Below are 24,549 nucleotides of genomic sequence, written 5' to 3'. Positions count from 1 at the left end.
GCCATGACGATTGCCTTGCGCTGGAAAATCGCCGCCGCTGTCGCCGCCCTCGTCGTGGCGATCCTGGGCTGGAACGGGGTGTCGCGCTGGCTTGCCGCCCGCCATGCCGACGAGCTGATCCAGGAAACCGAGCGCGCCGCCGCGCTGCAGGCCGAACAAGCCCGTGCCAGTGCGCGCCAGCGCCACGACGAACTGGAGCGCGACCTGCGCCAGCGTCGCGAGGAGCTGGCCAGCAATTACCGCCAGGTCGCCGACCAGGCGCGCGAATACCAGGCCCGCCGCGCCGTGCAGCTGCAGCGCCAGCAGCAGGAGGCGCAGCGCGTCACCGCCAGTTACCTGCTGGACGCCAACCAGCAATGTGCCAACGGCATCGTGATCAACCGCCGCGGCTCCAGCTTCACCCAGGCTCGCGGCCGCGACGGCGGGCCGATCCGTTGCCAGGGCGACAGGGCCGCCGAACCGCTGCGCTGACGCCGGCTCACCGCTCGTTGCCCGGGATTGCGGATACTCGAGTCGCCGGCAGCGTCGTTCCCTGGCAAATCCCGAGTCCCGGTGCGGTCTGCGTGGCACGGCGCCCTGGCAGGCAGTCCTGGCACTTTGCCGCCGCGCGCACGGGTTACACCGATTTGGCCAGGACGATCACGGTGTCGGCGGGGGCGCTCAGTGGAAAACGCCAAGCAACCACAGCACCAGCACGATCAGCAGGATGATGCCGATGCCGCCGGTCGGACGATAACCCCAGGAGCGGCTGTAACCCCACGTCGGCAATGCACCGATCAGCAGGATGACGAGAACGATGAGCACCAGCAGTGAAATCGACATGTTCGTATTCCTTTGTGCACGTGGAGTTGCGGAGATCGCGGACGGCATCGCGCGACGCCTGCACCTTCGCAGCGTCCCGGTGCAGGGCCCGTCAACGATGCGTCGCGGCGGAAGGGCTGAACATGACCCCGTTTTCGCGCGGATGACGATGGGGTGAACGACGGTTTGCTTCGTCATGCCGCGGGCTCTCTCGCGGCGGGGTGGCGGGCGTAGCTCGCGCTTGAGTCACGCCGCGCTCACGACAACCGCACGCTGCCTGCATGTGGCAGCGGCGATGCTGCGGCTTTCCGATCCTGGAGTGCCGCATGTCCTTCAACCTCACCGGCCGCCGCATCGCCATCCTCGCCACCGACGGCTTCGAACAGTCCGAACTGACCGAACCCAAACGCCTGCTGGAACAGGCCGGCGCGCAGACCGACGTGATCGCCCCCGGCCACGCCGGGGAGATCAAGGGCTGGAGCGATGGCAACTGGGGCAGGGCCGTGCCGGTGGACGTGCCCCTGGACGAGGCCAGGGTCGAGCATTACGACGCGCTGGTCCTGCCTGGCGGCGTGATGAACCCGGACAAGCTGCGGCGGGTGCCCGCGGTGATCACGCTGGTCAAGGCGTTCGACGACGCAGGCAAGCCGGTGGCGGCGATCTGCCACGCTCCATGGACGCTGATCGAAGCCGGCCTGGTCAAGAATCGCCAGGTCACCTCGTGGCCGTCGCTGCGCACCGATCTGGAGAACGCCGGCGCGCACTGGCAGGACAGCGAGGTGGTGCGTGACGGCCAGCTAATCACCAGCCGCCGCCCGGGCGACATCCCTGCCTTTGCCGACGCGATCATCGACGCGCTTGGCGCTACCGCGTAACGCCGTCGACGTCGACCTGGTCCAACGCCGACGCAGGGCGGGCACGGCCCGCCCTGCATGGTTTCGTCGCGAATCCGTGGGAGCGCACTCCGTGCGCGATGCCTTTTGCATCATGCGACGAAGAGCATCGCGCGAAAGGCGCGGGCGATCCTCAGCCGAGTTTTTCCATCACGTCGTCGAGGTTCTGGCGCAGCTCGCCGATGCCGGCCCACGGGTCGCTGCGCAGCCGCGCGAGGCGCTGGGGCGCGGAATGGATGTCGAAATCGTGGCCGCTTTTCAGCTTGCCCAGTTCGGTCCAGCGCAACGGCATCGCCACCGGCGCGCCGGGGCGTGCGCGCAGCGAATAGGAGGCGACGCTGGTGGCGCCGCGGCTGTTGCGCAGGTAGTCGACGTAGATCAGGCCGCCGCGGCGTGCCTTGCTGGCGGTGGCGATGAACTCCAGCGGATGGGCTTGCGCCAAGGAGCTGGCGAACGCCTGGGCGAAACCCTTCACCTGCGGCCACGGGCAGCCCGGATTCAACGGCAGCACCACGTGCAGGCCCTTGCCGCCGGTGGTGCGCAAAAATGATTCCAGCCCCATTTGCGACAGCAGCTTGCGCACCAGCCGCGCTGCCGCCACCACGCGGTCCCAGGCCACGTCCTCGCCGGGATCGAGGTCGAACACCACGCGGTCGGCCAGGTCCGGCTGCTTGACGGTCGCGCCCCAGGGGTGGAACTCCAGCACGCCGAACTGAACCAGCTCGATCACCGAGTTGGCATCGCGCGGATAGATGTAGCTGGCCTGCCCGCCGGATTCCTCCTTGAGCCTCGCGCTGCCGACGTGCTCGAGGCCGGCGATCATGTGCTTCTGGAAGAAGCAGGCCTTCCCGGTACCTTCCGGGCAACGGATGACCGAGGTGGGACGGTCAACCACGCCAGGCAGGAACCAGTCCATCACGCGGGTGTAGTAGTCGGCCACTTCCTGCTTGGTGATGCCGTCGTCGGGATACACCACGCGGTCGGGATGGGTGATGGTGATGTCGGCGGCGGACATCCCGCCGCCGCGCCGTCGCCGGTTGCTGGCGGAGCGCGTGGATGGGGCGCGATCGCTGTCGCGCAGGTCTGTGGCGGACTTGTCGGTACGCATGGTCTTCAGGCTCGGTTGGCGCAGCAGGTTCTTGTTGCCGATGCCGCGGTAGTACACCTCGGCCACGGCCTTCGGTTCGACCCAGTGTGCACCGCGCAGCAGCGGATCGATCGCGGCAAGTTTCACCGTCGGTTTCTTGCTGCTCTTGTCGGTGATGGTCCTGCTCATTTGCCGCAACTGTTCGTCGGAGAAGCCGGTGCCGACGCGTCCGACATAGATCCAGCCGTTCGACACCTCCGGATCGGGTCGGGCCAGCAGCAGCGAACCGAAACCGCTGCGACTGCCCTTGGGCGGCGTGTAGCCGACCACCGCGAACTCGTCGCTTTCCAGCCGCTTGATCTTCAGCCAGTCGTCGCCGCGCCCGGGTCGGTAGATCGAATCGACGCGCTTGGAGATGATGCCTTCCAGCTGCTGCTCGGTCGCCGTGCGGAACGCGCCTTCACCGTCGCCGACCGCATGGCTGCTGAATGCCAGGTGTTTCGGCGCGTGGGCCAGCAGCCGTTGCAGCAGCGCCTTGCGTTGCAGCAGTGGTACCCGGGTCAGGTCGCTGCCTTCGAGGTAGGGCAGGTCGAACAGCATGTAGACCAGCGGCAATTGTGCTTCGCCGGACAGGGTGGCCTGCAGGCCGTTGAAATCGCTGTGTCCGCGGGCATCGAGCGCGATCAGCTCCCCATCGAGCCGGGCCGAATGCAATCCCAGCGATTCGAGCGCCTGCACGATCTCTGGCAGCCGCCCGTTCCAGGCCAGCGCGTTGCGCGACCACAGCTTCACCTCGCCGTCGGCGATCGCGGCGAGGATGCGGTAGCCGTCCCACTTCACCTCATGCAGCCACTGCTCGCCTGGCGGCGGCGACTCGCGCAGGCGTGCCAGTTCCGGTTTGAAAAACTCGGTGCCGGGTGGCGCCGGGCGCGCCCCGTCCAGCGCGGCGGCAGCCTTGGCCAGGCGCAAGCGCGGCACTTTTTTCCCCTTCGGCACGGCTTTCTTGCGTGCGGTGGACTTCTTTGCCGCCGCCCTGGTCGCCGGTGTTGTCGCGGCCGCGCGGGTGCTGCGGATCATCTTCGCGTCGAGCAGGTCGTCCGCTTCCACGTCGCCGGCGAACGCGTCCTTGGCCTTGATCAGGAACCACGCCGGCTGGCGTTCCTTGCGGCCGCTGCGCACCAGGTGCCAGCCGCCCTTGAGCCGCTTGCCGAACAGCTCGAAGCGCAGGTGACCCTTTTGCAACTGCGCTTCGGCGTCGCCTTCGGTGGTCCACACGCCGATGTCGAACTGGTCGACGTGGCCTTTGCCGTAGCCGTGTTCGATGTCGCCCTCGAAGCCGGCATAGGACACCGGATGATCCTCCACCTCGACCGCCAGGCGTTTCACCTGCGGGTCGTAGCTGGGTCCTTTCGGCACCGCCCAGCTCTTCAGTACGTCGCCCAGTTGCAGGCGGAAATCGAAGTGCCGGCGGCTGGCATGATGCAGTTGCACCACGAAGATCGCGCGACTGCCCCGGCGTCCCGCCGCGTTGTCGGCCGGTTCGCGCGTTTTCGAGAAATCGCGCTTGCGTTGATAGTCGCGCAGGTTGCCCATGATCGCTCAGCCGGTCGGGCCGCCCGCCACCGGCAGCACCGCGCCGGAAAGGCAGCTGGCGCACGACGGCGCCGCGAGGAAGACATGGGACGGCGCCAATTGCTCCGGCTGCACCGGGCGGCCCATCGCGCTGGATGTGCCGAACTCGCCGACCTTCTGCGCCGACTGGTCCACCGAATTCAGCGAGGTCCACACCGGACCGCTGGCAGGCTTGCGTCGTTCGGCCTGTCCGGTGGCAGCCCGGATCGGACGCCGGCGTTCGACGGCGGTTCGGGCAGCCTTGCTGCGTTCGGCGACAGGCATCGGATGGCTCCGCGGTGGCGACGCGACGCACCGTAGTGCGCCCGGCGTGCGCCGCAGGTGAAGCGTGTGCGTGATTCGCACGGCACGTTTGACAGCCCCTGCACGCGCAAACCGGAATAGTCTGTCGACCTGCTCGCCGCCGGAGTCTGAAGCCATGGCACGACCCATCTGGAGCGGAACCCTGTCGTTCGGCCTGCTCAACGTGCCGGTGTCGCTGATGACCGGCGAGCGCAGCGTGGACCTGCATTTCCGCATGCTGGACAGCCGCAGCAACACGCCGGTCCGGTACGAGCGCGTGAACGCCGAGACCGGGGAGGAGGTGCCTTGGAAGGAGATCGTCAAGGCGTTCGAATACGCCAAGGGCAACTACGTCGTGCTGGAGCCGGAGGACATCAAGTCGGCCGCCGCCGAGGGGCGCGAGGCGGTCGACGTGAAAGCCTTCGTCGAGGCCGACTCGATCGGCCCGGAATACTTCGAGAAGCCTTACTACCTGGTGCCGGGCAAGAAGGCGGAGAAGGGTTACGTGCTGCTGCGCGAGGTGCTCAAGCGCACCGGCCGCATCGGCATCGCGCGGGTGGTGATCCGCACGCGCGAATACCTCTCCGCAGTGGTGCCGCGGGGGGATGCGCTGATGCTGATGCTGATGCGTTACCCACAGGAGCTGGTCGACGCCGAGGATTACAAGATTCCCGCAGGGACAGCGTCGGATTACCGCATCTCGGCCAAGGAGCTGCAGATGGCCGAGCAGCTGATCGAGTCGATGAGCGACGAGTGGAATCCGGCCGAGTACCGCGACGAGTTCCGTGATCGCCTGCGCAAGGTGATCGAGAAGCGGATGAAGTCGAAAGGCGTGGTGACCACCGAGTCGGAAGACGAGGAGACGATGCCGGAGAACGCCACCACCAACGTGGTCGACTTCATGTCGCTGCTGCAGCAGAGCCTGGCCAGCAACAAGCGCACGCCGGCGAAGAAGTCGGCGGCGGGCGAGAAAGGGGACAAGCGAACCGCCACGACCACGGCCAGGAAGAAGTCCGCGACGAGAAAAGCGTCAGCGAAAAAGCGCGCCTCCCGCCACAAGGCAAGCTGAACTACCCCGGTTCAAAACCATGCCGAAGCCAGCGTGCAGGTGCTGGCACTGCCACGAGCACGCCAGGTGGGAGCAACCGGGGCTGTCGGCGGCGACCATTCACTTGCTCCGCTCGGCGTGCGTGCCGATACCGGGTGCTGCCGCCGTGCGCGGGTCGATTCCGATGGGACAGGCGCAATCTCCCGGGCCGCGGGCGAGCTCCCGGCAGACCGCGCGGTGCGGCAAGTGGGCGTGACACTGTCGTGCCGCAGCGATGAGGCGGCAGCATCGTTCAGACGCCGCACACGCGCGCCATGGCCACCACCGACAGCAGGGCCTGCCGGCCGTACGGCTTGGGCAGGAACAGCACCTTCATGTCGCGGGCGGCGATGGATGCTTCCTCGTGCGCGGAGGTGAGCACGATCGGGGTGCGCGAGCCGCTGTCCCGCAGGCTGCGAATCAGCGAGATGCCGGTCTGGCCGCGGCCCAGGTACATGTCCGTCACGATCACGCCGAAATCCTGCCGTGCTTCCGACTCCGCCACGCCGCTGGCGATGTCGTGCGCCACGATCACCGTGTAGCCTGCGTGCTGCAGCAGCAGTGCGGTGATCTCGCGGGTATCGGGGTCGTCCTCCACCAGCAGCACCCGTTTGGGAAACATGCGCGTGACTCCCGTCGTCGGCGTCGTCGTGACCTTGGCATCGGCCTGGTCCGCACGCCGTGAAAGACGTCGCAGAACGTCGGCTGCCGTTCAGCTGGCGCGACGCTCGGGGCCGCCGTCTTCGGCCGACGGCGCGCGCTGCGGTGCCGGCGCCGGCGGCATCGGCGCGGCGGATTCGTGGCCACGATCCAGCTCGCCGCGCCAGCGTGGCAGCGCGTGCGGGTAGTGCGCCTGAACGAAGGCGATCAGTCCCTCGCGCACCTGGCAACGCAGGTCGAAGTTGCGGCCCGAATCGGTGGAGCTCACCAGCATGCGCAGTTGCATCGTCTGCTCGGTGGCGTCGGTGACCTGCAGCACGCATACGCGACGATCCCACTGCTCCGAGGCCTCGCACAGGCGCTTGAACTCCTCGCGCAGCGGCGCCAGTGGCGTGCGGAAATCCAGCATCAGGAACACCGTGCCGATCAGCTGCGAACTGCGGCGCGTCCAGTTCTGGAATGGATGCTCGATGAACCAGTTGAGGTTCGGCCGGGATTCCGGAAATTTTCGCAAAACGGACCCTAAGCCATTGAGGCTACAAGGCAAACTTGATGTCTTTAGCCATGGCACTCTGGTACCGATCCAAGTCCAGAGAGTAATGGCCTAGCCGATTGATGTGTTCGCGTCGGTATGGCGATAGCCTATTCAACAGCTCTTCGCTGAGCGGCACGCCCTGCTCTTGAAGCACTTTCAGTGTCCGCGACATCGTATGGACGTTGTGCAGGATAACCATGTTGGCCACGAGATGGTTATATTTCACGACCTTCCGCTGCTCATGACGAATGTTTTCCGCAATAATTCCGTCATTCGCGAAGTGCAGCCACTGGGCGAAGTCGTTGAACTGCTCGCTCTTGTTAGTCGACTGGTGGATCACGCGGCGCAGCTCGACATCGTTGATGTAGTTCAGCAGGAATCGAGTTCGGATGGCTCGACCGAGCTCGCGGAACGCGAAATAGAGTTTGTTCTTCCGGCTGGCCACGCCCAGACGCCGGAGGATCATCGAGGGGGTAATCCGCCCTGCCTTGATCGAAATGGCCACGCGCAGCATGTCCGGATAGTGGCGTTCGATGAGTTCCCAGTTGATCGATTCGGTGAACAAGCTATTGATGTGCCCGTATTTGGCCTTCCGATCAGGCTTGTAGAACACCAGCTGCTTGATGCCGCGAATACGCGGCATGAGTCGAATACCCAACAGGTGCGACAAGCCGAACACCGGCGCACTCTGAGCTTGGGTATCGCCGTGGATCGTGTCCGGCTGCACGTCAGATTCGTTCTTGATCAGGCCGTCGAGGATGTAAACCGCCTCGTGCACACCGCACGGAATGAAGTTGCTGAAGAGCGCGATGTACATATCCGAGACGTGGTAATAGCCGATGCCGCCATAACCACCATAACGAACGTGATACTCCGACAGCAGGTTCTGCTCGTAGATGTTCCATTTCGTCCCGTCGGCCGAGACATGTTTGCCCGTCCCCCAGAATTTTGGCAAAGCGAAGGTATTGAAGGCGTTGATCACCCGCACGATCGCTTTGTCCAAGCGTTCCTCGGTGATGTGGCGAAGGTTGAGCCAAGCTACCTGCTTGCGACTCAACCCCTGCACCGAGCGTGCTGTCTGCGTGGGACCTAGATTGCAGCCGTAGCAAAACAACGTGGTGATGAAGCGCTTTCGCGGGTCGTCGATCTTGGCTTCAAAACCGGACAGCGGTCCGAACAGCCGATGCAAGTCGAGCCACTGCTCGGTCTCGGTCAACAGATCCAGTATGTTGACGGACGGTATGTCCTCCTTGAGGCGCGCTTCCAACAGGGGCAGCTCGGGTGGATCCTGCTTGCGGTCGAGCCGCTGGATGACCAAACCGTTGTCGCCGATCCGTACGAATTCGTTCTCGGGAAAGCTGTCGTCTACGTGCTTGGCTAGCGCCGACATCTCTGTCTTGAGCTGGGCGACAAAGGCGGCACCGTCCTTGGGTAGCGAGGTGATATCGCAGTAGCGGCCCAGTTCCCCGCCGTACTCGTCCCACGACACAAGGTGTTCGCGGTAGTCATCAAAATCGTTGCTATGCGCCGAGTACAGGTCGCCGGACTGCAAGTCTTTCATGATCGACATGCAGATGAACAGTTCAAGGTACTTTCGGTGAATGCGTGGCTCGTCGTCGGGCGACGCCACCACGACCAAGCGGTACCAGGCATCAGGCAGCCAGCGCTTCAGGTCGATCCCTTTGGGAAGCACCGCGACATCGAGGTGTTCGCGGCGTGCCGTGCGCCATTCCCGGATCCATGCGATGGCTCTCACCAGCGTGTCGTCCTGTGAGCTGGATTGAAGTTCGAGCACCTCCAGGCACTGGTACAGCAAGGCACGCTTGTCGCTATAGGGTTTCAACATGAAAGGCAGATAATTATTTCCCGCAAAGGCGGCATGCTCATCGCACTGGATGATCCACTGTTCCGGATCGTCGCCCAGCACCCGTTCCATGTTTTCCACGCGCTTTTTGGCCGACTCGCCCTCCTGCATGGCGGCCAGCACTTCGCGAAACTGGCCAATCAAGCGATCGGTCTGCTCAGCATGATCCAATCGGTACTGGCGCAGCCGCTCCTCAGCCTGGTTGTCGATACCGTGCATGATCTTGATGAAAATGCTCGCGACATCGTCGGTGGCTTTCTCCAGCTGAGACTGGATCAGCAGCACGGCCAGCGTATGACGCTTGAGCGGCTTGACGGCACGGATGTCCTTGGCGTCCAACGCACGGGCTTCCAGCATCATCTGGTGGCGTTTGGTCACCGCCATCTCGCGAGTATCGGGTAGTCCGTGACCCAAGCTTTTGAGCCAGCGGATATGCTCTAGGAACTTGGCCACCTCGCGAACGGTAGGCCGTTTCGGTTCACGTTTGAGTTGCTCCCACAGGGTGACGCCACGTCGTCGTACGATGAGGTCATCGAGCACCTGGCGTTGTTCGGCCGACAATTGTCCGTCGATCGATTTGAAAATGGCCGAGTTGACTGCGTTGCGTGCGGCACGTGCCGCACGTACGAGCTGGGTAAATCCGGGTAGCTCGTATTTCTGCCGCACGAGCTCTTCGATAAGGACATTGATGATGTCCTCCAATTCCTGTTTGGTCGAAGCCGCCTCGCGAGCGATCTGATCAAGCCAAGCCCAATCGGTGTCCGTAAATCGGCGCACGCCGACGAAGTCGCGAATCTTCTGCAGGTGCAGTGAGCGGCTGCCCGATGTGTCGTACGCCTTCAATTCGCGCGCCGTCGGAACGCGCAGCTGGGTGCTGCCGCAGACATGATCGACAATCGCGCGGGGCAATGTTGATAGCGGCTCGACGTATCCCAATCGTTGAAGGATCTTGAGCTGGATCAGCAGCAATGCCTGGGTCGGCTTGCGGGCGGAGACGCCCACGGCAAACGCGCACTCGTCGGCGGTGGGTGTGTAAATTGCCGTCAAGTCACGGACACTGAGGTCCTTTTTCAATCGAGGGTAGGCCGTGTCCTGAATCGTGCTCATGCGAATCCACTATCCGACACATGCTGGCCGAAGCCCCAAAAGACGAAATGTAGAACAACGAAATCCCGAATGGCTTGACGGTCTGCGCAAAACACCGACGCGGACCCGCCTCCGGGACGATCGCCGAGGCCTCGCTACCGACGGCCCGCGACCACTTCCCCATCTTCTTTCGTGAACGGCTGGGTGATCGGCGGAAGGATGTCGAGCACAACTTCCGAGGGACGACATAGCCGCGTGCCCAGAGCGGTCACCACAAAGGGGCGGTTGATCAGGATCGGATGCTTCAACATGGCGTCGAGGATGACGTCATCGGTGATGCCGGCCTCGCCCAATCCCAGCTCGGCGAAGGGCGTTCCCTTTTCACGCAAGGTCTCACGCGGCTTGAGCATGGCTTCGTCAATGAGCTTGAGCAGTTGCTCGCGGCTCGGCGGCGTCTTGAGATACTCGATCACGGTGGGCTCGATACCGGCATGGCGGATCAGAGCCAAGGTATTGCGCGAAGTGCCGCAGTCGGGGTTGTGATAGATCGTGGCGGTCATTGATGTCGAAGCGGTCATCGTCAGCAGGCTCCACTGGCACAACAGTTGGTCTTGACCGATTCCACCACGAGCGGAGCCGGCGCAGGCACTTCAATCGCACCGGCGGCTACCAACAAGGCGTGCGCCTCGGCCGCACCCTTGCGCTCGCTGTAGCGATCGACCAGGTAGTCGCTGCGATCGCGCACCATCAGGGTGAACTTGAACAGCTCTTCCATCACGTCCACGACGCGATCGTAAAATGGCGACTGCTTCATCCGGCCCACATCATCGAACTCTTGCCACGCTTTGGCGACCGACGACGGGTTCGGGATGACCACCATGCGCATCCAGCGGCCGAGCACGCGCAGTGCATTGACGACGTTGAAGGATTGCGATCCGCCACTGACCTGCATTACGGCGAGGGTGCGTCCCTGCGTCGGGCGCACGCTACCGTCTTCCAGCGGCAGCCAGTCGATCTGATTCTTGAAGACACCGGTCACTGAGCCGTGGCGTTCCGGGCTGACCCAGACCTGGCCTTCGGACCACAGCGACAGCGCACGCAATTCCTGCACCTTGGGATGGTTGGCTGGCACGCTGTCCAGGATCGGCAACTCGTGCGGATCGAACACCCGTGTCTCGGCACCGAACTGCCGCAGGATGCGCTCGGCTTCCAGCGCCAGCTTGCGACTGAACGACTGCGGGCGCAGCGACCCATACAGGATCAGGATGCGCGGCGGATGGCTGGAGCCCGCCGGCAAAGCCAGTTTGGCCAAGCTCGGCGTTTCCAGCACATCGGCAGCAATGTGAGGCAGATCCTGCATCGTCATGGGTACGGTTCCTGTTGCTTTGATTGGATGATTCTATCATTATGGAAATATAGAATCCAATCCGAGACCGTTATGCATCCGTGCCGCGTTTTATTCATCTGCACAGGCAATTCCGCCCGCAGTATCCTGTCGGAAGCGACCCTCAACCATCTGGGCAAAGGCCGCTTTGAAGCCTTCAGCGCCGGCAGTCAGCCGACTGGTCGCGTCAATCCCTATGCGATCGAAGAGCTCAAGGCCGTCGGCATTCCCACCGACGGCCTCAGCAGCAAGTCTTGGGATCGCTTTACGGGGGAAGGTGCGCCGCCGCTGGATATCGTGATCACTGTCTGCGACAACGCCGCGAACGAGACCTGTCCGGTGCTGTTCGGCGATTTCGTGAAGAGCCACTGGGGTCAGCCCGATCCGGCGGCCGCCCAAGGTGTCGGCGCCGCGATCGAGGCCTTCCGGCTTGCCCACACACTCGTGCTTTATCGCGTCACCGCGTTGGTGAACCTGCCGGTGGAAACGATGAGCCGGGACGAATTGAAGCAGGCGCTTGATCATATTGGCACCATCACTGACGCTGAAGAGGAACACGCATGAGCCAGTTGTCTGCCGACGTGGTCAACGACGATGCGGATGCAGTCAGTGGCACCCGCATCGGGTTCTTCGAGCGCTACCTGACGGTCTGGGTCTTGCTGTGCATCGTAGCGGGCACGATCCTGGGTCACTGGCTGCCGGGCACCTTTGAAGCCTTGGGAGCCATGCAGGTTGCCCAGGTCAATCTACCGGTGGCGGTCCTCATCTGGTTGATGATCATCCCGATGCTGCTGAAGATTGATTTCAGCGCGCTCGGTGGCGTGCGCCGGCAATGGAAGGGCATCGGCGTCACGCTCTTCATCAACTGGGCCGTGAAGCCGTTCTCGATGGCGCTGCTGGGATGGATCTTCATCCGCCACGTCTTCGCCGGTTACCTTCCTACGGATCAACTCGACTCCTATATCGCGGGCCTGATCCTGCTGGCCGCAGCACCCTGCACGGCGATGGTGTTCGTCTGGAGCAACCTGTGCAACGGCGAGCCGAACTTCACACTGAGCCAAGTTGCCTTGAACGACGCCATTATGGTGGTGGCGTTTGCGCCCATCGTGGCGCTGCTGCTGGGTATTTCCTCGATCACGGTGCCTTGGAACACACTGCTACTATCGGTGCTGCTCTACATCGTGGTGCCCGTAGCGATCAGTGTGGCGCTTCGGCGCTGGGTGCTTTCACAAGGCGGCGAGACCCAACTGCAAATGCTGCTTCAGCGCCTGGGGCCAGCCTCCCTATTCGCGCTCCTGGCCACTCTCGTTCTGCTGTTCGGTTTCCAGGGGAAGCAGATCTTGGCCCAGCCATTGGTCATCGCCATGCTGGCCGTGCCGATCCTGATCCAGGTGTATTTCAACTCCGGTCTGGCCTATGTGCTCAATCGCCGGTTCGGTGTGCCCCATTGCGTGGCCGGACCTTCGGCGCTGATCGGCGCGAGCAACTTCTTCGAGCTGGCCGTCGCCACCGCGGTGGGTCTGTTCGGGGTGCACTCCGGCGCCGCGCTGGCCACCGTGGTGGGCGTGCTGATCGAAGTACCGGTGATGTTGTCGGTGGTTCGGATCGTCAACGGCAGCAAGCGCTGGTACGAATCGCCACAGACTTGAACGGAGCCTCGTCATGCAAGGTCATTACAACGTATTGTTCGTGTGCACCGGCAACTCGGCGCGTAGCATTCTGGCCGAAGCGACCGTGCATCACTTTGGTCGCGACCGCTTTCAGGGCTACAGCGCTGGAAGCCAGCCCAAAGGCTTCGTCTACCCCCAGACGCTGGAGGTGCTCAAGGCGGTTGATCTCCCCATCGACGGACTGCGCAGCAAGAGCTGGGCGGAGTTCACGACACCGGATGCGCCGATGATGGATTTCGTGATTACCGTGTGCGACCAAGTGGCCGGCGAGGTTTGTCCGGCATGGCCAGGGGCGCCCATCACCGCACATTGGAGCATCCCCGATCCGGCCAAGGCACAAGGCGATGAAACCACCGTTTACAAAGCCTTTGTGCTGGCGAGGAATCTTTTGCAGCAACGGATCAGCTTGCTGCTCAACTTGAACGTGGCGGCCCTCGATCGGCTCGCGCTGTCGAGTCGCCTGGATGCGATCGGAAAAGCACCCAGCCACGACCCGGCGGTTTGATCCGGCCATGAGCGCAAGCATTACACTGCCCACGAAGATCGCCTCACATCGTTCTGAGCCAGCCATCCGCACCATGCAAACTAAACAAGCCCTTACGATCCTTTCGGCACTCGCCCAGGAGTCGCGTTTGGCGGTGTATCGGCTGTTGATCGAGCATGCGTCGGACGGTCTCGCCGTGAGCGTGATCGCCGAGAAGTTGGGGTTGGCCAATGCCACGCTCTCGTTTCATCTGAAAGAACTGTCGCACGCCGGTCTCGTGACCAGCCAGCAAAGTGGCCGGTTCGTTTACTACGCCCCGGTGATCGAGGCCATGAACGATCTGATCGGCTACCTGACCGATCACTGCTGCAGCCAGAGCGCAGGCGCGTGCGAGATAACGTCGGCGTCCTGCAAAGCACCGAGGCCGAACAGCACCCGGAAGACGACACCTCGACGCCGGGAGATGTCATAAACCTTCGGTCGCATACGCTAGCGCGCCACGGACAGAGCATGACCTTAAGCCTCCTGAAACGGCAGGTATAGCTTGACGAGCCACTCCCTCGGCGGCATCGGTAAATGATGGTATCCGTCGCCGGCCTGAGTGATGGTGGGAGATGTGCGTCTGCTGGACGGGAAAACGTGCCGTGCAATGCCTGCCCGGCAAGAGAGACATAGATCAAAGCTGAAAAACAGCGCCGGACGGTGCTTCCCAACAGCCTGCTAGAAATCCATCGCCCGGCGTGCCCACTCAAGGCCATGGCTGGCAAGGCTTTCAGCCCTTGGACAGGGCCACACTACCTTCTGTGCAATATCTCTCCACGGCGCTGGCCAACACAGGTTACTTGACAAATCCAGGTCACCAATATCGAATAACGATATCGAGTTTCGATATCGTTAGATTCATGACCGATCGTGACCTTTACGCCGGCCTGATCCGACTGCATGTTCTCCATCATGCGGCTGGCGCGCCCATCTTCGGCCAGGAGATGATCGAGGAACTGGCCCACCACGGTTACCGGCTCAGCCCCGGGACCCTGTACCCGTTGCTCCATGGCCTGGAGAAGAAGGGGTACCTGCGCTCGTCGCAGGCTGTGGCCGGCGGCGTGCGACGACGCGTCTACCGCATCACGCCCAAGGGCAGGCGCGCATTCGAGGCCGCCAAGGCCAAGGTCAAAGAGCTTTTCGGCGAGATATTCCACGACGACAGGAGTGACGCCTCATGATGAAGCGGCTGTTGGAAACGCGCACCGACGGATGGACGTTACTGATCCGCCTGCTGGTCGGACTGGTGGTGTTCGTCCCGGAGGGCCTGCAGAAGCTGATCTTCCCGTCGATCCTCGGCGCGGGGCGCTTCGCAAAGATCGGTCTGCCCTGGCCTGAGTTCCTCGGCCCATTCGTCGGCGTGTTCGAGCTGACCTGCGGGCTGTTGATCGTGCTGGGCCTGCTGACCCGGTTGGCGTGCATCCCCCTGATCATCGTCATGATGGTGGCCATCGTGTCGACCAAGGTGCCGATGTGGCTTGGCCACGACCTGGGCATCTTTCACGTCGCCAGTCTTTCCCGCTACGGGTTCTGGAGCATGGCGCACGAGGCCAGAAACGATTTCTGCATGCTCCTTGGCTGTCTCTATCTGCTGATCGAAGGTGGCGGTCGGTGGTCGCTTGATGCGCGCATCCTCGCCCATCGCGCGCTCAGCTGCTGAACTCCCACACCTTCACTACGGAGTTTCGTGACGTGATGAACCGACGTGATTTTCTTCGCCTAAGTGGCGCGGCCGGTGCAGCCGGCGTGATCGGCGGGCAGCTGTCAACCGCGCTGGCAAGTGGCGCAGTCGCTCCCGGCGCGCTGTCGACGTCAGTGGTCAAGCCCGACTATTCGCTGCGCATCGCGCGAAGCCTGGTTGAGCTGGCGCCAAACCACGTCATTTCGACGACCACCTACAACGGGCAGTTTCCGGGGCCGCTGATCCGGCTCAAGGAGGGGCAGCCGGTCGTCATCGACGTGCACAACGACACCGATGTACCCGAACAGCTGCATTGGCACGGACAGTTTCTGCCGGTCGCGGTCGACGGGGCCGCCGAGGAAGGAACGCCCTTCATCCCCGCGCACGGCATGCGCCGCCTTGCCTTCACGCCGGGGCCTGCGGGTCTGCGCTTCTATCACACGCATGTCGTGGCCGGCAGCGACCTGACCATGGGCCAGTACAGCGGCCAGGTGGGGCCGGTGTACATCGAGCCCCGGCATGAGCCGGGCCGTTACGACCGCGAGGTGTTCCTCGTGCTCAAGGAGTTCGATCCGTTCTTCAGCAAGGGCGGCGACATGGCGATGGACTTCCTGGCGCCCGGACAGCGCGAGCCGTCGCTGGAAGAGGCCGGCGAGTCGGCCATGAAGGCCTCGCTGGCCGGCGGCGCCGCGCACGGTTACGAAGTCGGCTACCAGGCGTTCGCCATCAACGGCCGGATGCTTGGCCATGGCGAGCCCGTGCGAGTCAAACCGGGCGAGCGGGTGCTGTTCCACATCATCAACGGCAGCGCGACGGAGATCCGCAGCCTCGCCCTGCCGGGCCACACCTTCAAGGTGGTGGCGCTCGACGGCAATCCGGTACCGAATCCCGCGGAGGTTCCGGTGCTGTGGATCGGCACGGCCGAGCGCATCAGCGCCATCGTGGAGATGAACCGGCCGGGCGTATGGATCCTGGGCGATCTTACCGATGACGATCGGGAGCGTGGCATGGGCGTCGTGGTCGAGTACGCCGGCCATCCGGGCAAGCCCAAGTGGGAGGCACCCAAACCCTTTACGTGGGACTACCGGCGGTTCGCCAAAGCCGGTGCGCAACCAGGCAAGGTGGACGAGATCATCGAGATGACGTTCGCCAAGCAGAACGCGGCCGATCACGGCTTCAACCGCTGGACCATCAATGGCCAGGCGTTCGACATGAAGACGATGAAGCCGATGTTCCGCCTACGGTATGGCAAGCGCTATCGGCTGCGCATGCACAACGCCAGCGACGACATCCACCCGATGCATCTGCATCGACACAGCTTCGAGATCACCCGGATCGCGGACCAGCCGACGGCCGGCATCCTGAAGGACGTCGCCATGCTGGGCGGCTACCAGACAATGGACGTGGACTTCACCGCCGATCAGCGAGGGCTATCCCTGTTCCACTGTCATATGCAATTGCACATGGACTACGGCTTCATGGCGCTGTTCGACTGCGCATGAACCAGTCGACTCCAGCAGGTGCTGCCAGTTCAGCACGCAGTGGAACGGTCGGCGAGGTTGCTGCGGCATTTCTCAAGCTGGGACTGACCTCGTTTGGCGGACCGATCGCCCATCTTGGATATCTCCACCGGGAATTTGTCGAGCGGAGGCGTTGGATGGACGAGCGCCACTACGGGCATCTGGTGGCGCTGTGCCAGTTCCTGCCCGGGCCAGCCAGCAGCCAGGTTGGCTTTTCGCTGGGCCTGATCCGGGCCGGCTGGTTGGGCGGCGTGGTTGCCTTCCTGTGCTTCACGCTGCCCTCGGCGCTCCTGCTATTCGCCTTTGCCACGGTGAGCGACCGTCTGCACAGTCCGCTCGGGGTGGCTGCCATCCATGGGCTCAAACTCGTAGCAGTCGCCGTGGTGGCGCAAGGTGTGTACGCCATGGCCAGCAGGCTTACACCGGACAGAAACCGGGCTCTGCTGGCGGCTGCAGCTGCAGGACTGGTCGCCATCAGCAACAGTGCCCTCATGCAGCTCAGCGTGGTGGCTGGAAGCGCTGTACTCGGACTGTGGCTGTGCCGGAAGGTCAAGCACCCAACCGGCGATCGTTTTCCGCTGGTCTATGGCAAGCATGTCGGAGGCATCCTGCTTTGTAGCTTTGCCGTCTTGCTGGTGCTGGCCTTGGTCGCATCGACCGGGTGGCCCGAACTGCTGCAGGCCGCCGCGGCCTTCTATCGAAGTGGCGCGCTGGTCTTCGGTGGCGGCCACGTGGTGCTGCCGCTGCTTCAGCACGATGTCGTCGGTCCCGGATGGGTCAGCAAGGACGCCTTTCTGGCCGGCTATGGAGCAGCCCAGGCGGTACCCGGCCCAATGTTCAGCTTTGCCGCCTATCTGGGTGACCAACTCCACGCAGGCCGCGGCGGGTTGGCGGGGGCAACGGTAGGCATCATCGGTATCTTTCTTCCTGGCCTGCTGCTGGTCTCCGGTGCACTGCCGTTCTGGCAATCGCTTGCCCAGCGGGAAACAGCTGCCCGCATGCTGGCTGGCGTCAACGCCGCCGTGGTCGGACTGCTTGCCGCCGCCCTTTACAACCCGGTGTGGGTGAGCGCCGTCCTCTCACCGCGCGACTTCGCCATTGCCTTGGCGGGCTTCGCCATGCTGGTCGGTGCGCGCTGGTCGCCGCTGGTAGTCGTGGCATGGTGTGTGCTGGCGTCCATCACAACGCAGCTGATTGGGTAGATGATTAGGTTGTGGATGCCGTGGCCTTCGAAGGTGGCCGCGAAGGCTCAGTCGGGCGTGCCAACGCGATCGTTGGTATACGGGGTCGTCACGCCTCCCTAGCTGATGCAGTGGTGCGCGCGTGACGCGCATCATCTTCGGAATGCAAGTAGATCGACGTTGTCGCGATCGAACTATGCCGGAGATTCTGCTGGATATGATGCAGCGGCATACCGTCATCCGCCTGATGGGAGGCGGCGGTATGGCGAAGCCAGTGCGTCGAGACGCGGCGGAGTTGAGCGGCTCGCGAGGGTTGTTCCGCCTCCCAAGCGGTCGAAACCCGCCGGAAGGCGTCCTTGACGATCAGATACACCGCCGTAGGCGTCAGCGGCTGTGCGTGCCCGGCGACCCCACAGATCAAGGGGCGACGGCTCATGGTGTCGGGTGGTGCCGGCAGCCCAAGGAAGGCTCGATAGCGCGCATAGTCCTGCATCACGGTGTCGCTTAGAGGAATCCGCCCCTCAACTCCGCCTTTTCCGACCACGTGGAGCCACCAACGACCGCGCACGTGCCGCAGGTCGCCTTCGTGCGCCTGGGCTGCTTCGGAAGCACGCAGGGCCGTGGCGTACAGCAACCGAAGCACCCAGCGCGCCCGTTCGTAACGCTGCTGCTCGCGTAGCGTGCCTTGCGGCCAGCGCTCCACTTCTGCCAAGGCGTCCAGCCATAGGGGTTGATCGAGGAAGCGCTCGATGCGGGGCGCAGCACCTCGCAGACGTCGCCTGCGAGGCTGCAGGGCAAACGGTGAGCCGGCCAAATAGCCGCCGCGCACCAAGTACTGGAACAAGCCCGCCAGGATGCCTAGGGCCTGGCGTCGGCTGCGTTCCGACAACGGGCCGGCGAGCAGGCGACGATGATCGCCGCGACGCCCCAGGGCGTCGTCGCACCACGTCGGCGGTGGGTTGGTCAGGAACGCATCAAAGGCGAGGACGTCTTCACGCGTCAGGCTTGAGACCGCTTTGCCGCGTACTTGCGTGGCCCAGACCAGCAGTCGTTCCACCTCCTTGCGGTAGCTGCGCAGTGTATGGGGCGAATCCATGTATTCGGCCAACCAGGGGTCCGGCCGAGATACGCGTAAAAATAGGACACTCCGGCTGAAAAACAATTTCAGCCCAAGGAGTTAGCTCAAGAACGTCTTGGCGCCAGTCTAGGCGCGGGGATGCAGTACTCAGTATCCATTGGAGGTATAGCCGGGATTCTGGATATCTTCGCAGAAATGCAGCTAAGTAGCTGTGTTGACGCGAGTATCTAGGCAGTAAGCACACCAAAGCTACTCATTGAAGAGGCGCTCGAAGCCAGGCCCATGACAGCGCTTGTACTTGCCGCCCCTCCCGCACAGACAAGAGTCGTGGTCGCGGAGGCCCGCTGAAATGGACTGACCAAGAAAGCTCTGCGCCCTCATCAGCGGCTCGATTTCATGCGCTGGAACGCTGATCTGCCCGTATTGGTCGGTGCGCTCGCCACGATTCATCACCTGGACGATGGCCTCGGACGCCTTGATGAAGTGGCGAACGAGCAAGTCGTCTCGTACCGGCAACCTGACGTTATCAACAACAACACCGGTATACGTGCGACGTGCGTCGGGTACGAACAAGATCGCAGCCTCTTCGTGCGGCTTGGGTGTGATGTCGACGAGCTGCCCCTCGGGCGCAACCCAGACGGCATGAAACTCCGCCTCGACCATCACATGCGGCCACTCCCATATCTGCCAGCCGCATAGCATACGTCCACCGGCACGCGAGATCTTGGCCGCCACATTTGGGAAGCATTCGTTGACCACGGCGTCGGCGTCGGGTTGAACCGTTAGATAGGCAGGGTTTCCCCCCGGAACCACTTTCGCGATCAGTTGTTGGATATGTCGGGTGATATGCGGGGGCGTCGTGGTTTTCAAGCAAGCAGATTCCAAAGTCGAGGGTGACCCCATGCTGGGGATCGCGCGGAGGTAAAATTGGGCCAAGCCCTTCACTATCGGAGCCAGTCTCATGCCCCATCCAACAACGGCTGTGCTGCGACGAATAGACGGTTCGTGGCTTATCGAACTGCCCAACGATATGGTTCGGTCAGTTGGTTGGACGGAGAATCAATCGATCTTCCTTCACCGCGAGTTGGCCGACGGCGTCTGGCTTTCCGCCCAAGACGAATCGGCAACGCTTACGGAACTGGCGGCTTACGCTGAACAACTCCCGGGGCGCTGAAGCCAGAGGCATTGAAAAGCCTCTTTGTCACTGCCCTTTGGCGCTCTTCTTGGAGTCCACACGTCTCTTCCGCTGGGCAGGTTTGCGCGTATCGTCGGTACTTTTCTTTGTACCCGCGGCCTTGGCAGCCAGCAACTGCAACGCCAGTTCCATCCCATCGATTTGCCCGCGGTTCGACAGCACTTGCCGCGTCAAAGTCTGCCGTTCGTTCTTGAGAGCTTCGATCTGTGCGCGCTGTTGTTCGAGCTTTTGAAGCTGTTCGCGGTAGCGCAAACGCAATTCGGTAAGCTCCGTTTGCTGCTCCTCATGTCGCCGCTGAGCCTTGGCCAGCGCCCTTTCAGCGTGACGTTGCCCTTCGCGTGCTTCGTCGATCTGCCGGAGCATGTGGTCCTGCGCCGCTTCCAGTCGCTGGGTGGCGGTACCGAGTTCGGTCTGAAAGGCCAGGTCACGCTCGGCAAGACGAGCCTGAAATTCGGTGGCTTGCTTCTCCCGGGCCGCAGCTGCTGTTTCCTGCTGACGCATGGACTCCGTACGCAAACTGGCGATTTCCTGCTGCAACGCGTGGACTTGGCCCAGCGCATCGTTTTTGGTCGCACTTTCAGCGACCAAGTGCTGCTGCAGTTCATCTAGTTGCTCGCCGAGTTGGGCGACTTGCTGCCTTCGTTGCTGTTCATCGACCATCGCTGCATCGCGCGATGCCGCGGCTTCATCGCGTTCACTTTGGGTGGAGGTCAACTCCGCTTCCAGCGCTTCCCTCTGTTCGGCAAACGTCCGCTCTCCCTGTTCCACAGCGGCGACCCAAAGCGATCGCATGGCGTCGGCCACCGCAGGTGGCAAATCCGCTCCGAGTGCATCGACCTTCGTTCGCTCGTCCTTCCACAACTTCAACTCATCATTGATGGTGGTTCGGCTGCCCTGCTGGATGGCCGCATAGATCTGGTCGACGGTGATTTCGTGGGGTCGTTTGCCGCCGGCAACGAGCTGGGCAGCGGCTTCACGGGTACGTTGGCGGGTATCGCTGACACGGCTCATGGGTAGTTCCAGTCGCTCGGAGGGTCGAATTAGAAGGACATGATAAATGTATATTACAGTATTACGTTATACTTGTAATGATTTATCCTTGAAATTTACGATAATTGGTATAATCAAAGGTCTTCTCGCTGTACGCTGCAAACTTCGCATATCGGCACATGGGAAAGCATGAGCAGTCCTCTTCTGAACTTGGTGGGACAGCAAGAATTGTCGCCCGCCCTTTCCGGCCGGGCGGGCACCAACCGCGCACCGGTGGGTGTCGCGCGTCAAATCGCCGCCGATAACGACGTAGCGGCCATGGGACTCTGGCTCGCCGAATACCACGACTCACCGCACACCTTCCGCAGCTACCGTAAGGAGGCCGAGCGGCTCCTGCTCTGGTCCGTGCAGGTGCGCGGAAAGCCTGTATCCAGCCTGACACGCGAGGATGTGATCGCTTACGAGACCTTTCTGGCCGATCCGCCAGCGGCGTGGTGCGATGCGGGGTTGGGCCGTCGAGGCGAGCACCGACGTTTGTTCGCCGGACCGCTTGGCGAGCGCAGTCGGCGCCAGGCGTTAGGGATACTGGCTGGGCTATTCAACTACCTCGTGCGGGCGGGCTACCTCGCCGGCAGTCCGTTTGTCCTGCAGCGTCGACGGGCGCGCCGCGGCAGCCGTCGGACAATGGAACGCTATCTGGATCGGGCGCTCTGGGACGATGTCCTTCAAGCGCTTGATGACTGGCCCCGTGCCTCCGAGCGCGAATGCCAACGCTACGAACGCGCTCGCTGGGTGCTCCGCTTCCTGTACGAATCCGCGCTTCGGGTTTCGGAGGCTGCCGCGTCCTGCGAAAACGATTTTCAGCGTGTTCGAGGCCGTTGGTGGTTGCGCACCGTCGGCAAGGGCGGCGTCGAAGGGCAAATTCCGCTCAGTGACGAATTGATGGAGGACTTCGCGCGATATCGGCGCTTCTATGCGCTTGCGCCGCTGCCCGCTGAAAGCGGCCGCATGCCCGCCATTCTAGGGATTGCCGGGCGCTCGTCGTCACTCACCCCCACGACGATCTATCAGATCGTCAAGGACACCTTCCGGCGTATCGCCGACGCGTTGGAGTCCCAGGACAGTGGTAAAGCGTCTCGGGTGCGGCGGGCGTCAACCCATTGGTTGCGCCATACCGCTGCCACCCATCAGGCCGAAGCCGGCACGCCTGTGCATCACATTCAACAAAATCTCCGACACAGTTCGATCGGCACAACGTCGATTTATCTGCATGCGGAGGAAGACGCCCGACATGCCAGCACGACGCAGCCACGTCCCGTTCGGTCGGTGCCCTGTTGATTGCACTGGCTATCGCAAACGGCTCGGCGCCAAGTTGATGAATGGAGTTTCAAGCCATCGCTCGTTGTTTCGGCACCAGCATCTGCAACAGCGCCGCGCTGACGATTGCCAGCACGCCGAACGCCCCAAACGCCACGCCTGCGTTGGATTGTTGCCAGATAACGCCGAACATAAAACCGGCGGGAATCGCCCCCAGCCCTGAAATCATCGTGAACCAGCCAAAAGCGGTGCCACGATCCGCTGCCGTCGCCAAGGCGCTGACCAATGTTTTTTCAGCACCTTCACCGATCCCGGTGAGCAAGGCATAGATGACCACGACGATCCACAGCGCCGGGATGCTTCCCACCGTGGCAAACAAAAGCAAGCTCACGCCATAGGCCAACCAGCTGAAGGTCACGACCGTGACCTTGTTGAAACGATCGGAAACGCTCCCCGCACGCCAAGCCACTCCGGCTTGCACAGCGCACAACACGGCCCAAAGCAGAAGCACCTGGACGTTGCTCATGCCAATTTCGTGAGCGCGCAACAGAATGAAACTCTCCGACGCGCTGGCGAAGGCAAAAAGCAGGAAGGCGGCAAGGAAGCGCCGCGACGGAACGGTCAGCGCACGCCAGCGCAAAGGCGCCGGTGGCGCTCCAGGCTTGATCGTTTTCGCCGGCGCATCCTTGACGAGGGTAACCAGCACCACCAGCGCGAGTGCCGCCGGAATGGCCGACAGCATGATCACCACGCTGATGCGATGGCTGATCCAGACCAGGGCCGCCGCAGCGATCAGACTGCCGCCCACGGCGCCAGCGTAGTCAAGGGCGCGGTTGATGCCGTACGCGTGCCCCCGCAACGCCGCCGGGGTGGCATCGGCCACCAACGCATCGCGGGGGGCGCCGCGTACCCCTTTGCCGACGCGGTCGAAGCTACGCAGCAACAACACCATCGGCCAGTTGAGCGCCAATCCCATGAGCGGCCGCGCGATGCTTGACAGACCGTAGCCAATAACCACGTAGATCTTGCGCCGGCGTCCCCGCACGTCCGAGCGGCGACCGGCCCAGAGACGAAACCCGCTGGCGACCGCGTTCGCCACACCGTCGACGAGGCCCATCGCCATGGGACCGGCACCAAGCGTTGTAACCAGCAACAACGGAATCAGTGGCGTCACGATCTGCGACGACAGCTCGTTGAGAAAACTCACGAAGCCGAGCACGATGACGGTCTTGGAAACGGCTTGCTTCATCTTTGCTCTCAGCGAACGGGCGCTGTCCGCGCCATAGCACCGTTTCTCTCCGTTGGCTGGCCCGGCAGCAGGACAGGTTAGATTGGCGAATTTGGTATGCAATCGAAAAGATATGCTTGGATGCCGACCCTAATACCGCCAGGCGTGAGAACCGCATGAAGATTCTGGTCGTCGAAGACGAGCCCAAGGCCGCGGCCTATTTGAAGCGCGGGCTGGAAGAGAGCGGCTTCGTTATCGATTGCGCCGGGAACGGCGAGGACGGCAACCACCTCGCCCAGACCGGCAACTATGACCTGATCATTCTCGATGTGATGCTGCCTGTGCGTGATGGCTGGTCGGTGCTGGCGGAGTTGCGGCGCAGCGGCATGACCACACCGGTGCTGTTCCTGACCGCACGCGACGCCGTGCATGATCGGGTGAAGGGGCTGGAGCTGGGCGCCGACGACTACCTGGTCAAGCCGTTCGCGTTTTCCGAACTGTTGGCGAGGGTTCGCACGCTGCTGCGGCGCGGCCCGGCGCGGCAGGCGACGATGCTTAGCGTCGCCGATCTGGAAATCGATCTGTTGCGGCATCGCGCCACCCGCGCTGGGGTCGCGCTGGAACTCACGCCCAAGGAATTCCTGCTGCTCTCGTTCCTGATGCGTCGCGCAGGCGATGCGCTATCGCGCACGTTGATCGCCGAACAGGTGTGGGACATCAATTTCGAGAGCGACTCGAACGTGTTGGACGTCCATTTGAGACGCCTGCGGTCGAAAGTAGACGATCCGTTCGAGAAGAAACTGATTCACACGCTGCGCGGTATCGGCTACGTATTGGAAGAGCGCGCATAGC

24 protein-coding genes and 1 pseudogene are annotated in these 24,549 nt (G+C 62.9%); 13 read left to right on the top strand and 12 right to left on the bottom strand.

Annotated features, from left to right (window positions below; all coding sequences use genetic code 11):
* Positions 1 to 3: 3 nt before the first annotated feature.
* The gene (locus ACFCQI_RS16730) at positions 4 to 471 is read left to right on the top strand and encodes a hypothetical protein (protein WP_395118510.1); all 468 of its coding nucleotides are present in this window, start codon (positions 4 to 6) and stop codon (positions 469 to 471) included.
* Positions 472 to 660: 189 nt separating this feature from the next.
* Here ACFCQI_RS16730 and ACFCQI_RS16725 read toward each other — a convergent pair whose 3' ends face one another.
* The gene (locus ACFCQI_RS16725; protein WP_395118508.1) at positions 661 to 822 is read right to left on the bottom strand and encodes a DUF3309 family protein; all 162 of its coding nucleotides are present in this window, start codon (positions 820 to 822) and stop codon (positions 661 to 663) included.
* Between the two features lie 305 nt (positions 823 to 1,127).
* Here ACFCQI_RS16725 and ACFCQI_RS16720 point away from each other — a divergent pair, with 305 nt between their 5' ends.
* Positions 1,128 to 1,676: a type 1 glutamine amidotransferase domain-containing protein gene (locus tag ACFCQI_RS16720; RefSeq protein WP_395118506.1), complete on the top strand. Its 549-nt coding sequence runs from the start codon at positions 1,128 to 1,130 to the stop codon at positions 1,674 to 1,676.
* A 151-nt stretch (positions 1,677 to 1,827) separates the two neighbouring features.
* On the opposite strand, the gene ligD is transcribed toward ACFCQI_RS16720, so the two are convergent.
* Together ligD and ACFCQI_RS16710 are read right to left on the bottom strand one after the other, a co-directional pair.
* Complete coding sequence (gene ligD / locus ACFCQI_RS16715; protein ID WP_395118504.1) at positions 1,828 to 4,374, bottom strand: DNA ligase D; 2,547 nt, start codon at positions 4,372 to 4,374, stop codon at positions 1,828 to 1,830.
* Between the two features lie 6 nt (positions 4,375 to 4,380).
* A pseudogene (locus tag ACFCQI_RS16710) lies at positions 4,381 to 4,581 on the bottom strand (short-chain dehydrogenase); the annotation flags it as partial.
* A 250-nt stretch (positions 4,582 to 4,831) separates the two neighbouring features.
* Here ACFCQI_RS16710 and ACFCQI_RS16705 point away from each other — a divergent pair.
* On the top strand, positions 4,832 to 5,764 hold the full coding sequence (locus ACFCQI_RS16705; RefSeq protein ID WP_395118502.1) for a Ku protein: 933 nt from the start codon (positions 4,832 to 4,834) through the stop codon (positions 5,762 to 5,764).
* A gap of 271 nt (positions 5,765 to 6,035) precedes the next feature.
* On the opposite strand, the gene ACFCQI_RS16700 is transcribed toward ACFCQI_RS16705, so the two are convergent.
* The 5 genes from ACFCQI_RS16700 to arsH form a co-directional block, all read right to left on the bottom strand.
* Positions 6,036 to 6,404 carry a response regulator gene (locus ACFCQI_RS16700; RefSeq protein WP_395118500.1) on the bottom strand — a complete coding sequence of 123 codons (369 nt, stop codon included), beginning with the start codon at positions 6,402 to 6,404 and terminating at the stop codon, positions 6,036 to 6,038.
* Positions 6,405 to 6,494: 90 nt separating this feature from the next.
* Positions 6,495 to 6,956, bottom strand: coding sequence for a hypothetical protein (locus tag ACFCQI_RS16695; protein WP_395118498.1), 462 nt, complete (start codon positions 6,954 to 6,956; stop codon positions 6,495 to 6,497).
* Between the two features lie 22 nt (positions 6,957 to 6,978).
* Entirely contained in the window at positions 6,979 to 9,948 is a 2,970-nt protein-coding gene (locus tag ACFCQI_RS16690) for a Tn3 family transposase (RefSeq protein WP_395118496.1), read from the bottom strand.
* A 134-nt stretch (positions 9,949 to 10,082) separates the two neighbouring features.
* Entirely contained in the window at positions 10,083 to 10,487 is a 405-nt protein-coding gene (gene arsC, locus ACFCQI_RS16685; RefSeq protein ID WP_395121390.1) for an arsenate reductase (glutaredoxin), read from the bottom strand.
* 20 nt (positions 10,488 to 10,507) lie between these two features.
* Entirely contained in the window at positions 10,508 to 11,293 is a 786-nt protein-coding gene (gene arsH / locus ACFCQI_RS16680) for an arsenical resistance protein ArsH (protein ID WP_395118494.1), read from the bottom strand.
* A 72-nt stretch (positions 11,294 to 11,365) separates the two neighbouring features.
* Between arsH and ACFCQI_RS16675 the strand changes: the two genes are divergently transcribed.
* From ACFCQI_RS16675 to chrA, 8 genes are all read left to right on the top strand, one after another.
* Complete coding sequence (locus ACFCQI_RS16675) at positions 11,366 to 11,875, top strand: arsenate reductase ArsC (protein WP_395118492.1); 510 nt, start codon at positions 11,366 to 11,368, stop codon at positions 11,873 to 11,875.
* Positions 11,872 to 12,960, top strand: a complete 1,089-nt coding sequence (arsB, locus tag ACFCQI_RS16670; RefSeq protein WP_395118490.1) for an ACR3 family arsenite efflux transporter — start codon at positions 11,872 to 11,874, stop codon at positions 12,958 to 12,960. Before ACFCQI_RS16675 ends, arsB begins: the two co-directional genes overlap by 4 nt.
* A 13-nt stretch (positions 12,961 to 12,973) precedes the next feature.
* On the top strand, positions 12,974 to 13,486 hold the full coding sequence (locus ACFCQI_RS16665) for an arsenate reductase ArsC (protein ID WP_395118488.1): 513 nt from the start codon (positions 12,974 to 12,976) through the stop codon (positions 13,484 to 13,486).
* 73 nt (positions 13,487 to 13,559) lie between these two features.
* Positions 13,560 to 13,937, top strand: a complete 378-nt coding sequence (locus ACFCQI_RS16660; RefSeq protein ID WP_395121389.1) for an ArsR/SmtB family transcription factor — start codon at positions 13,560 to 13,562, stop codon at positions 13,935 to 13,937.
* Positions 13,938 to 14,367: 430 nt separating this feature from the next.
* Positions 14,368 to 14,688, top strand: coding sequence for a PadR family transcriptional regulator (locus ACFCQI_RS16655; protein ID WP_395118486.1), 321 nt, complete (start codon positions 14,368 to 14,370; stop codon positions 14,686 to 14,688).
* A complete protein-coding gene (locus ACFCQI_RS16650) occupies positions 14,685 to 15,167 on the top strand; it encodes a DoxX family protein (RefSeq protein WP_395118484.1) in 483 nt (160 codons plus the stop codon). Before ACFCQI_RS16655 ends, ACFCQI_RS16650 begins: the two co-directional genes overlap by 4 nt.
* Before the next feature lie 35 nt (positions 15,168 to 15,202).
* Positions 15,203 to 16,690, top strand: a complete 1,488-nt coding sequence (locus tag ACFCQI_RS16645; protein WP_395121388.1) for a multicopper oxidase family protein — start codon at positions 15,203 to 15,205, stop codon at positions 16,688 to 16,690.
* On the top strand, positions 16,687 to 17,910 hold the full coding sequence (gene chrA / locus ACFCQI_RS16640) for a chromate efflux transporter (RefSeq protein WP_395118482.1): 1,224 nt from the start codon (positions 16,687 to 16,689) through the stop codon (positions 17,908 to 17,910). The genes ACFCQI_RS16645 and chrA overlap by 4 nt, the downstream gene beginning before the upstream one ends.
* An 88-nt stretch (positions 17,911 to 17,998) precedes the next feature.
* On the opposite strand, the gene ACFCQI_RS16635 is transcribed toward chrA, so the two are convergent.
* The 3 genes from ACFCQI_RS16635 to ACFCQI_RS16625 form a co-directional block, all read right to left on the bottom strand.
* Complete coding sequence (locus ACFCQI_RS16635; RefSeq protein WP_395118480.1) at positions 17,999 to 18,997, bottom strand: tyrosine-type recombinase/integrase; 999 nt, start codon at positions 18,995 to 18,997, stop codon at positions 17,999 to 18,001.
* Positions 18,998 to 19,216: 219 nt separating this feature from the next.
* The gene (locus ACFCQI_RS16630; RefSeq protein WP_395118478.1) at positions 19,217 to 19,837 is read right to left on the bottom strand and encodes an SEC-C domain-containing protein; all 621 of its coding nucleotides are present in this window, start codon (positions 19,835 to 19,837) and stop codon (positions 19,217 to 19,219) included.
* 331 nt (positions 19,838 to 20,168) lie between these two features.
* Complete coding sequence (locus ACFCQI_RS16625) at positions 20,169 to 21,173, bottom strand: DNA-binding protein (RefSeq protein WP_081666560.1); 1,005 nt, start codon at positions 21,171 to 21,173, stop codon at positions 20,169 to 20,171.
* Positions 21,174 to 21,341: 168 nt separating this feature from the next.
* On the opposite strand from ACFCQI_RS16625, the gene ACFCQI_RS16620 reads away from it, so the two are divergent.
* Positions 21,342 to 22,490, top strand: coding sequence for a site-specific integrase (locus ACFCQI_RS16620; RefSeq protein WP_063107827.1), 1,149 nt, complete (start codon positions 21,342 to 21,344; stop codon positions 22,488 to 22,490).
* A gap of 49 nt (positions 22,491 to 22,539) precedes the next feature.
* Here the strand turns inward: ACFCQI_RS16620 and ACFCQI_RS16615 are convergent, their stop codons facing one another.
* The gene (locus ACFCQI_RS16615; protein WP_063107828.1) at positions 22,540 to 23,718 is read right to left on the bottom strand and encodes an MFS transporter; all 1,179 of its coding nucleotides are present in this window, start codon (positions 23,716 to 23,718) and stop codon (positions 22,540 to 22,542) included.
* 155 nt (positions 23,719 to 23,873) lie between these two features.
* Here ACFCQI_RS16615 and ACFCQI_RS16610 point away from each other — a divergent pair, with 155 nt between their 5' ends.
* Entirely contained in the window at positions 23,874 to 24,548 is a 675-nt protein-coding gene (locus ACFCQI_RS16610) for a heavy metal response regulator transcription factor (RefSeq protein WP_063107829.1), read from the top strand.
* Position 24,549: the final 1 nt, after the last annotated feature.

Origin of the sequence: Rhodanobacter sp. FW102-FHT14D06 (assembly GCF_043950705.1) — a bacterium.
Classification (GTDB): Bacteria; Pseudomonadota; Gammaproteobacteria; order Xanthomonadales; family Rhodanobacteraceae; genus Rhodanobacter.
This window is presented reverse-complemented; position numbering and strand designations above follow the sequence as displayed.

Bases quoted from the DNA above. Each gene is read 5' to 3' on its own strand.
- ACFCQI_RS16610 (WP_063107829.1), top strand. From the start codon at position 23,874: ATGAAGATTCTGGTCGTCGAAGACGAGCCCAAGGCCGCGGCCTATTTG.
- ACFCQI_RS16660 (WP_395121389.1), top strand. From the start codon at position 13,560: ATGCAAACTAAACAAGCCCTTACGATCCTTTCGGCACTCGCCCAGGAG.
- arsB (WP_395118490.1), top strand. From the start codon at position 11,872: ATGAGCCAGTTGTCTGCCGACGTGGTCAACGACGATGCGGATGCAGTC.
- ACFCQI_RS16620 (WP_063107827.1), top strand. From the start codon at position 21,342: ATGAGCAGTCCTCTTCTGAACTTGGTGGGACAGCAAGAATTGTCGCCC.
- ACFCQI_RS16690 (WP_395118496.1), bottom strand. From the start codon at position 9,948: ATGAGCACGATTCAGGACACGGCCTACCCTCGATTGAAAAAGGACCTC.
- ACFCQI_RS16725 (WP_395118508.1), bottom strand. From the start codon at position 822: ATGTCGATTTCACTGCTGGTGCTCATCGTTCTCGTCATCCTGCTGATC.
- ligD (WP_395118504.1), bottom strand. From the start codon at position 4,374: ATGGGCAACCTGCGCGACTATCAACGCAAGCGCGATTTCTCGAAAACG.
- ACFCQI_RS16665 (WP_395118488.1), top strand. From the start codon at position 12,974: ATGCAAGGTCATTACAACGTATTGTTCGTGTGCACCGGCAACTCGGCG.
- ACFCQI_RS16730 (WP_395118510.1), top strand. From the start codon at position 4: ATGACGATTGCCTTGCGCTGGAAAATCGCCGCCGCTGTCGCCGCCCTC.
- ACFCQI_RS16625 (WP_081666560.1), bottom strand. From the start codon at position 21,173: ATGAGCCGTGTCAGCGATACCCGCCAACGTACCCGTGAAGCCGCTGCC.
- arsH (WP_395118494.1), bottom strand. From the start codon at position 11,293: ATGACGATGCAGGATCTGCCTCACATTGCTGCCGATGTGCTGGAAACG.
- arsC (WP_395121390.1), bottom strand. From the start codon at position 10,487: ATGACCGCCACGATCTATCACAACCCCGACTGCGGCACTTCGCGCAAT.
- ACFCQI_RS16675 (WP_395118492.1), top strand. From the start codon at position 11,366: ATGCATCCGTGCCGCGTTTTATTCATCTGCACAGGCAATTCCGCCCGC.
- chrA (WP_395118482.1), top strand. From the start codon at position 16,687: ATGAACCAGTCGACTCCAGCAGGTGCTGCCAGTTCAGCACGCAGTGGA.
- ACFCQI_RS16720 (WP_395118506.1), top strand. From the start codon at position 1,128: ATGTCCTTCAACCTCACCGGCCGCCGCATCGCCATCCTCGCCACCGAC.
- ACFCQI_RS16645 (WP_395121388.1), top strand. From the start codon at position 15,203: ATGAACCGACGTGATTTTCTTCGCCTAAGTGGCGCGGCCGGTGCAGCC.
- ACFCQI_RS16655 (WP_395118486.1), top strand. From the start codon at position 14,368: ATGACCGATCGTGACCTTTACGCCGGCCTGATCCGACTGCATGTTCTC.
- ACFCQI_RS16650 (WP_395118484.1), top strand. From the start codon at position 14,685: ATGATGAAGCGGCTGTTGGAAACGCGCACCGACGGATGGACGTTACTG.
- ACFCQI_RS16705 (WP_395118502.1), top strand. From the start codon at position 4,832: ATGGCACGACCCATCTGGAGCGGAACCCTGTCGTTCGGCCTGCTCAAC.
- ACFCQI_RS16615 (WP_063107828.1), bottom strand. From the start codon at position 23,718: ATGAAGCAAGCCGTTTCCAAGACCGTCATCGTGCTCGGCTTCGTGAGT.
- ACFCQI_RS16700 (WP_395118500.1), bottom strand. From the start codon at position 6,404: ATGTTTCCCAAACGGGTGCTGCTGGTGGAGGACGACCCCGATACCCGC.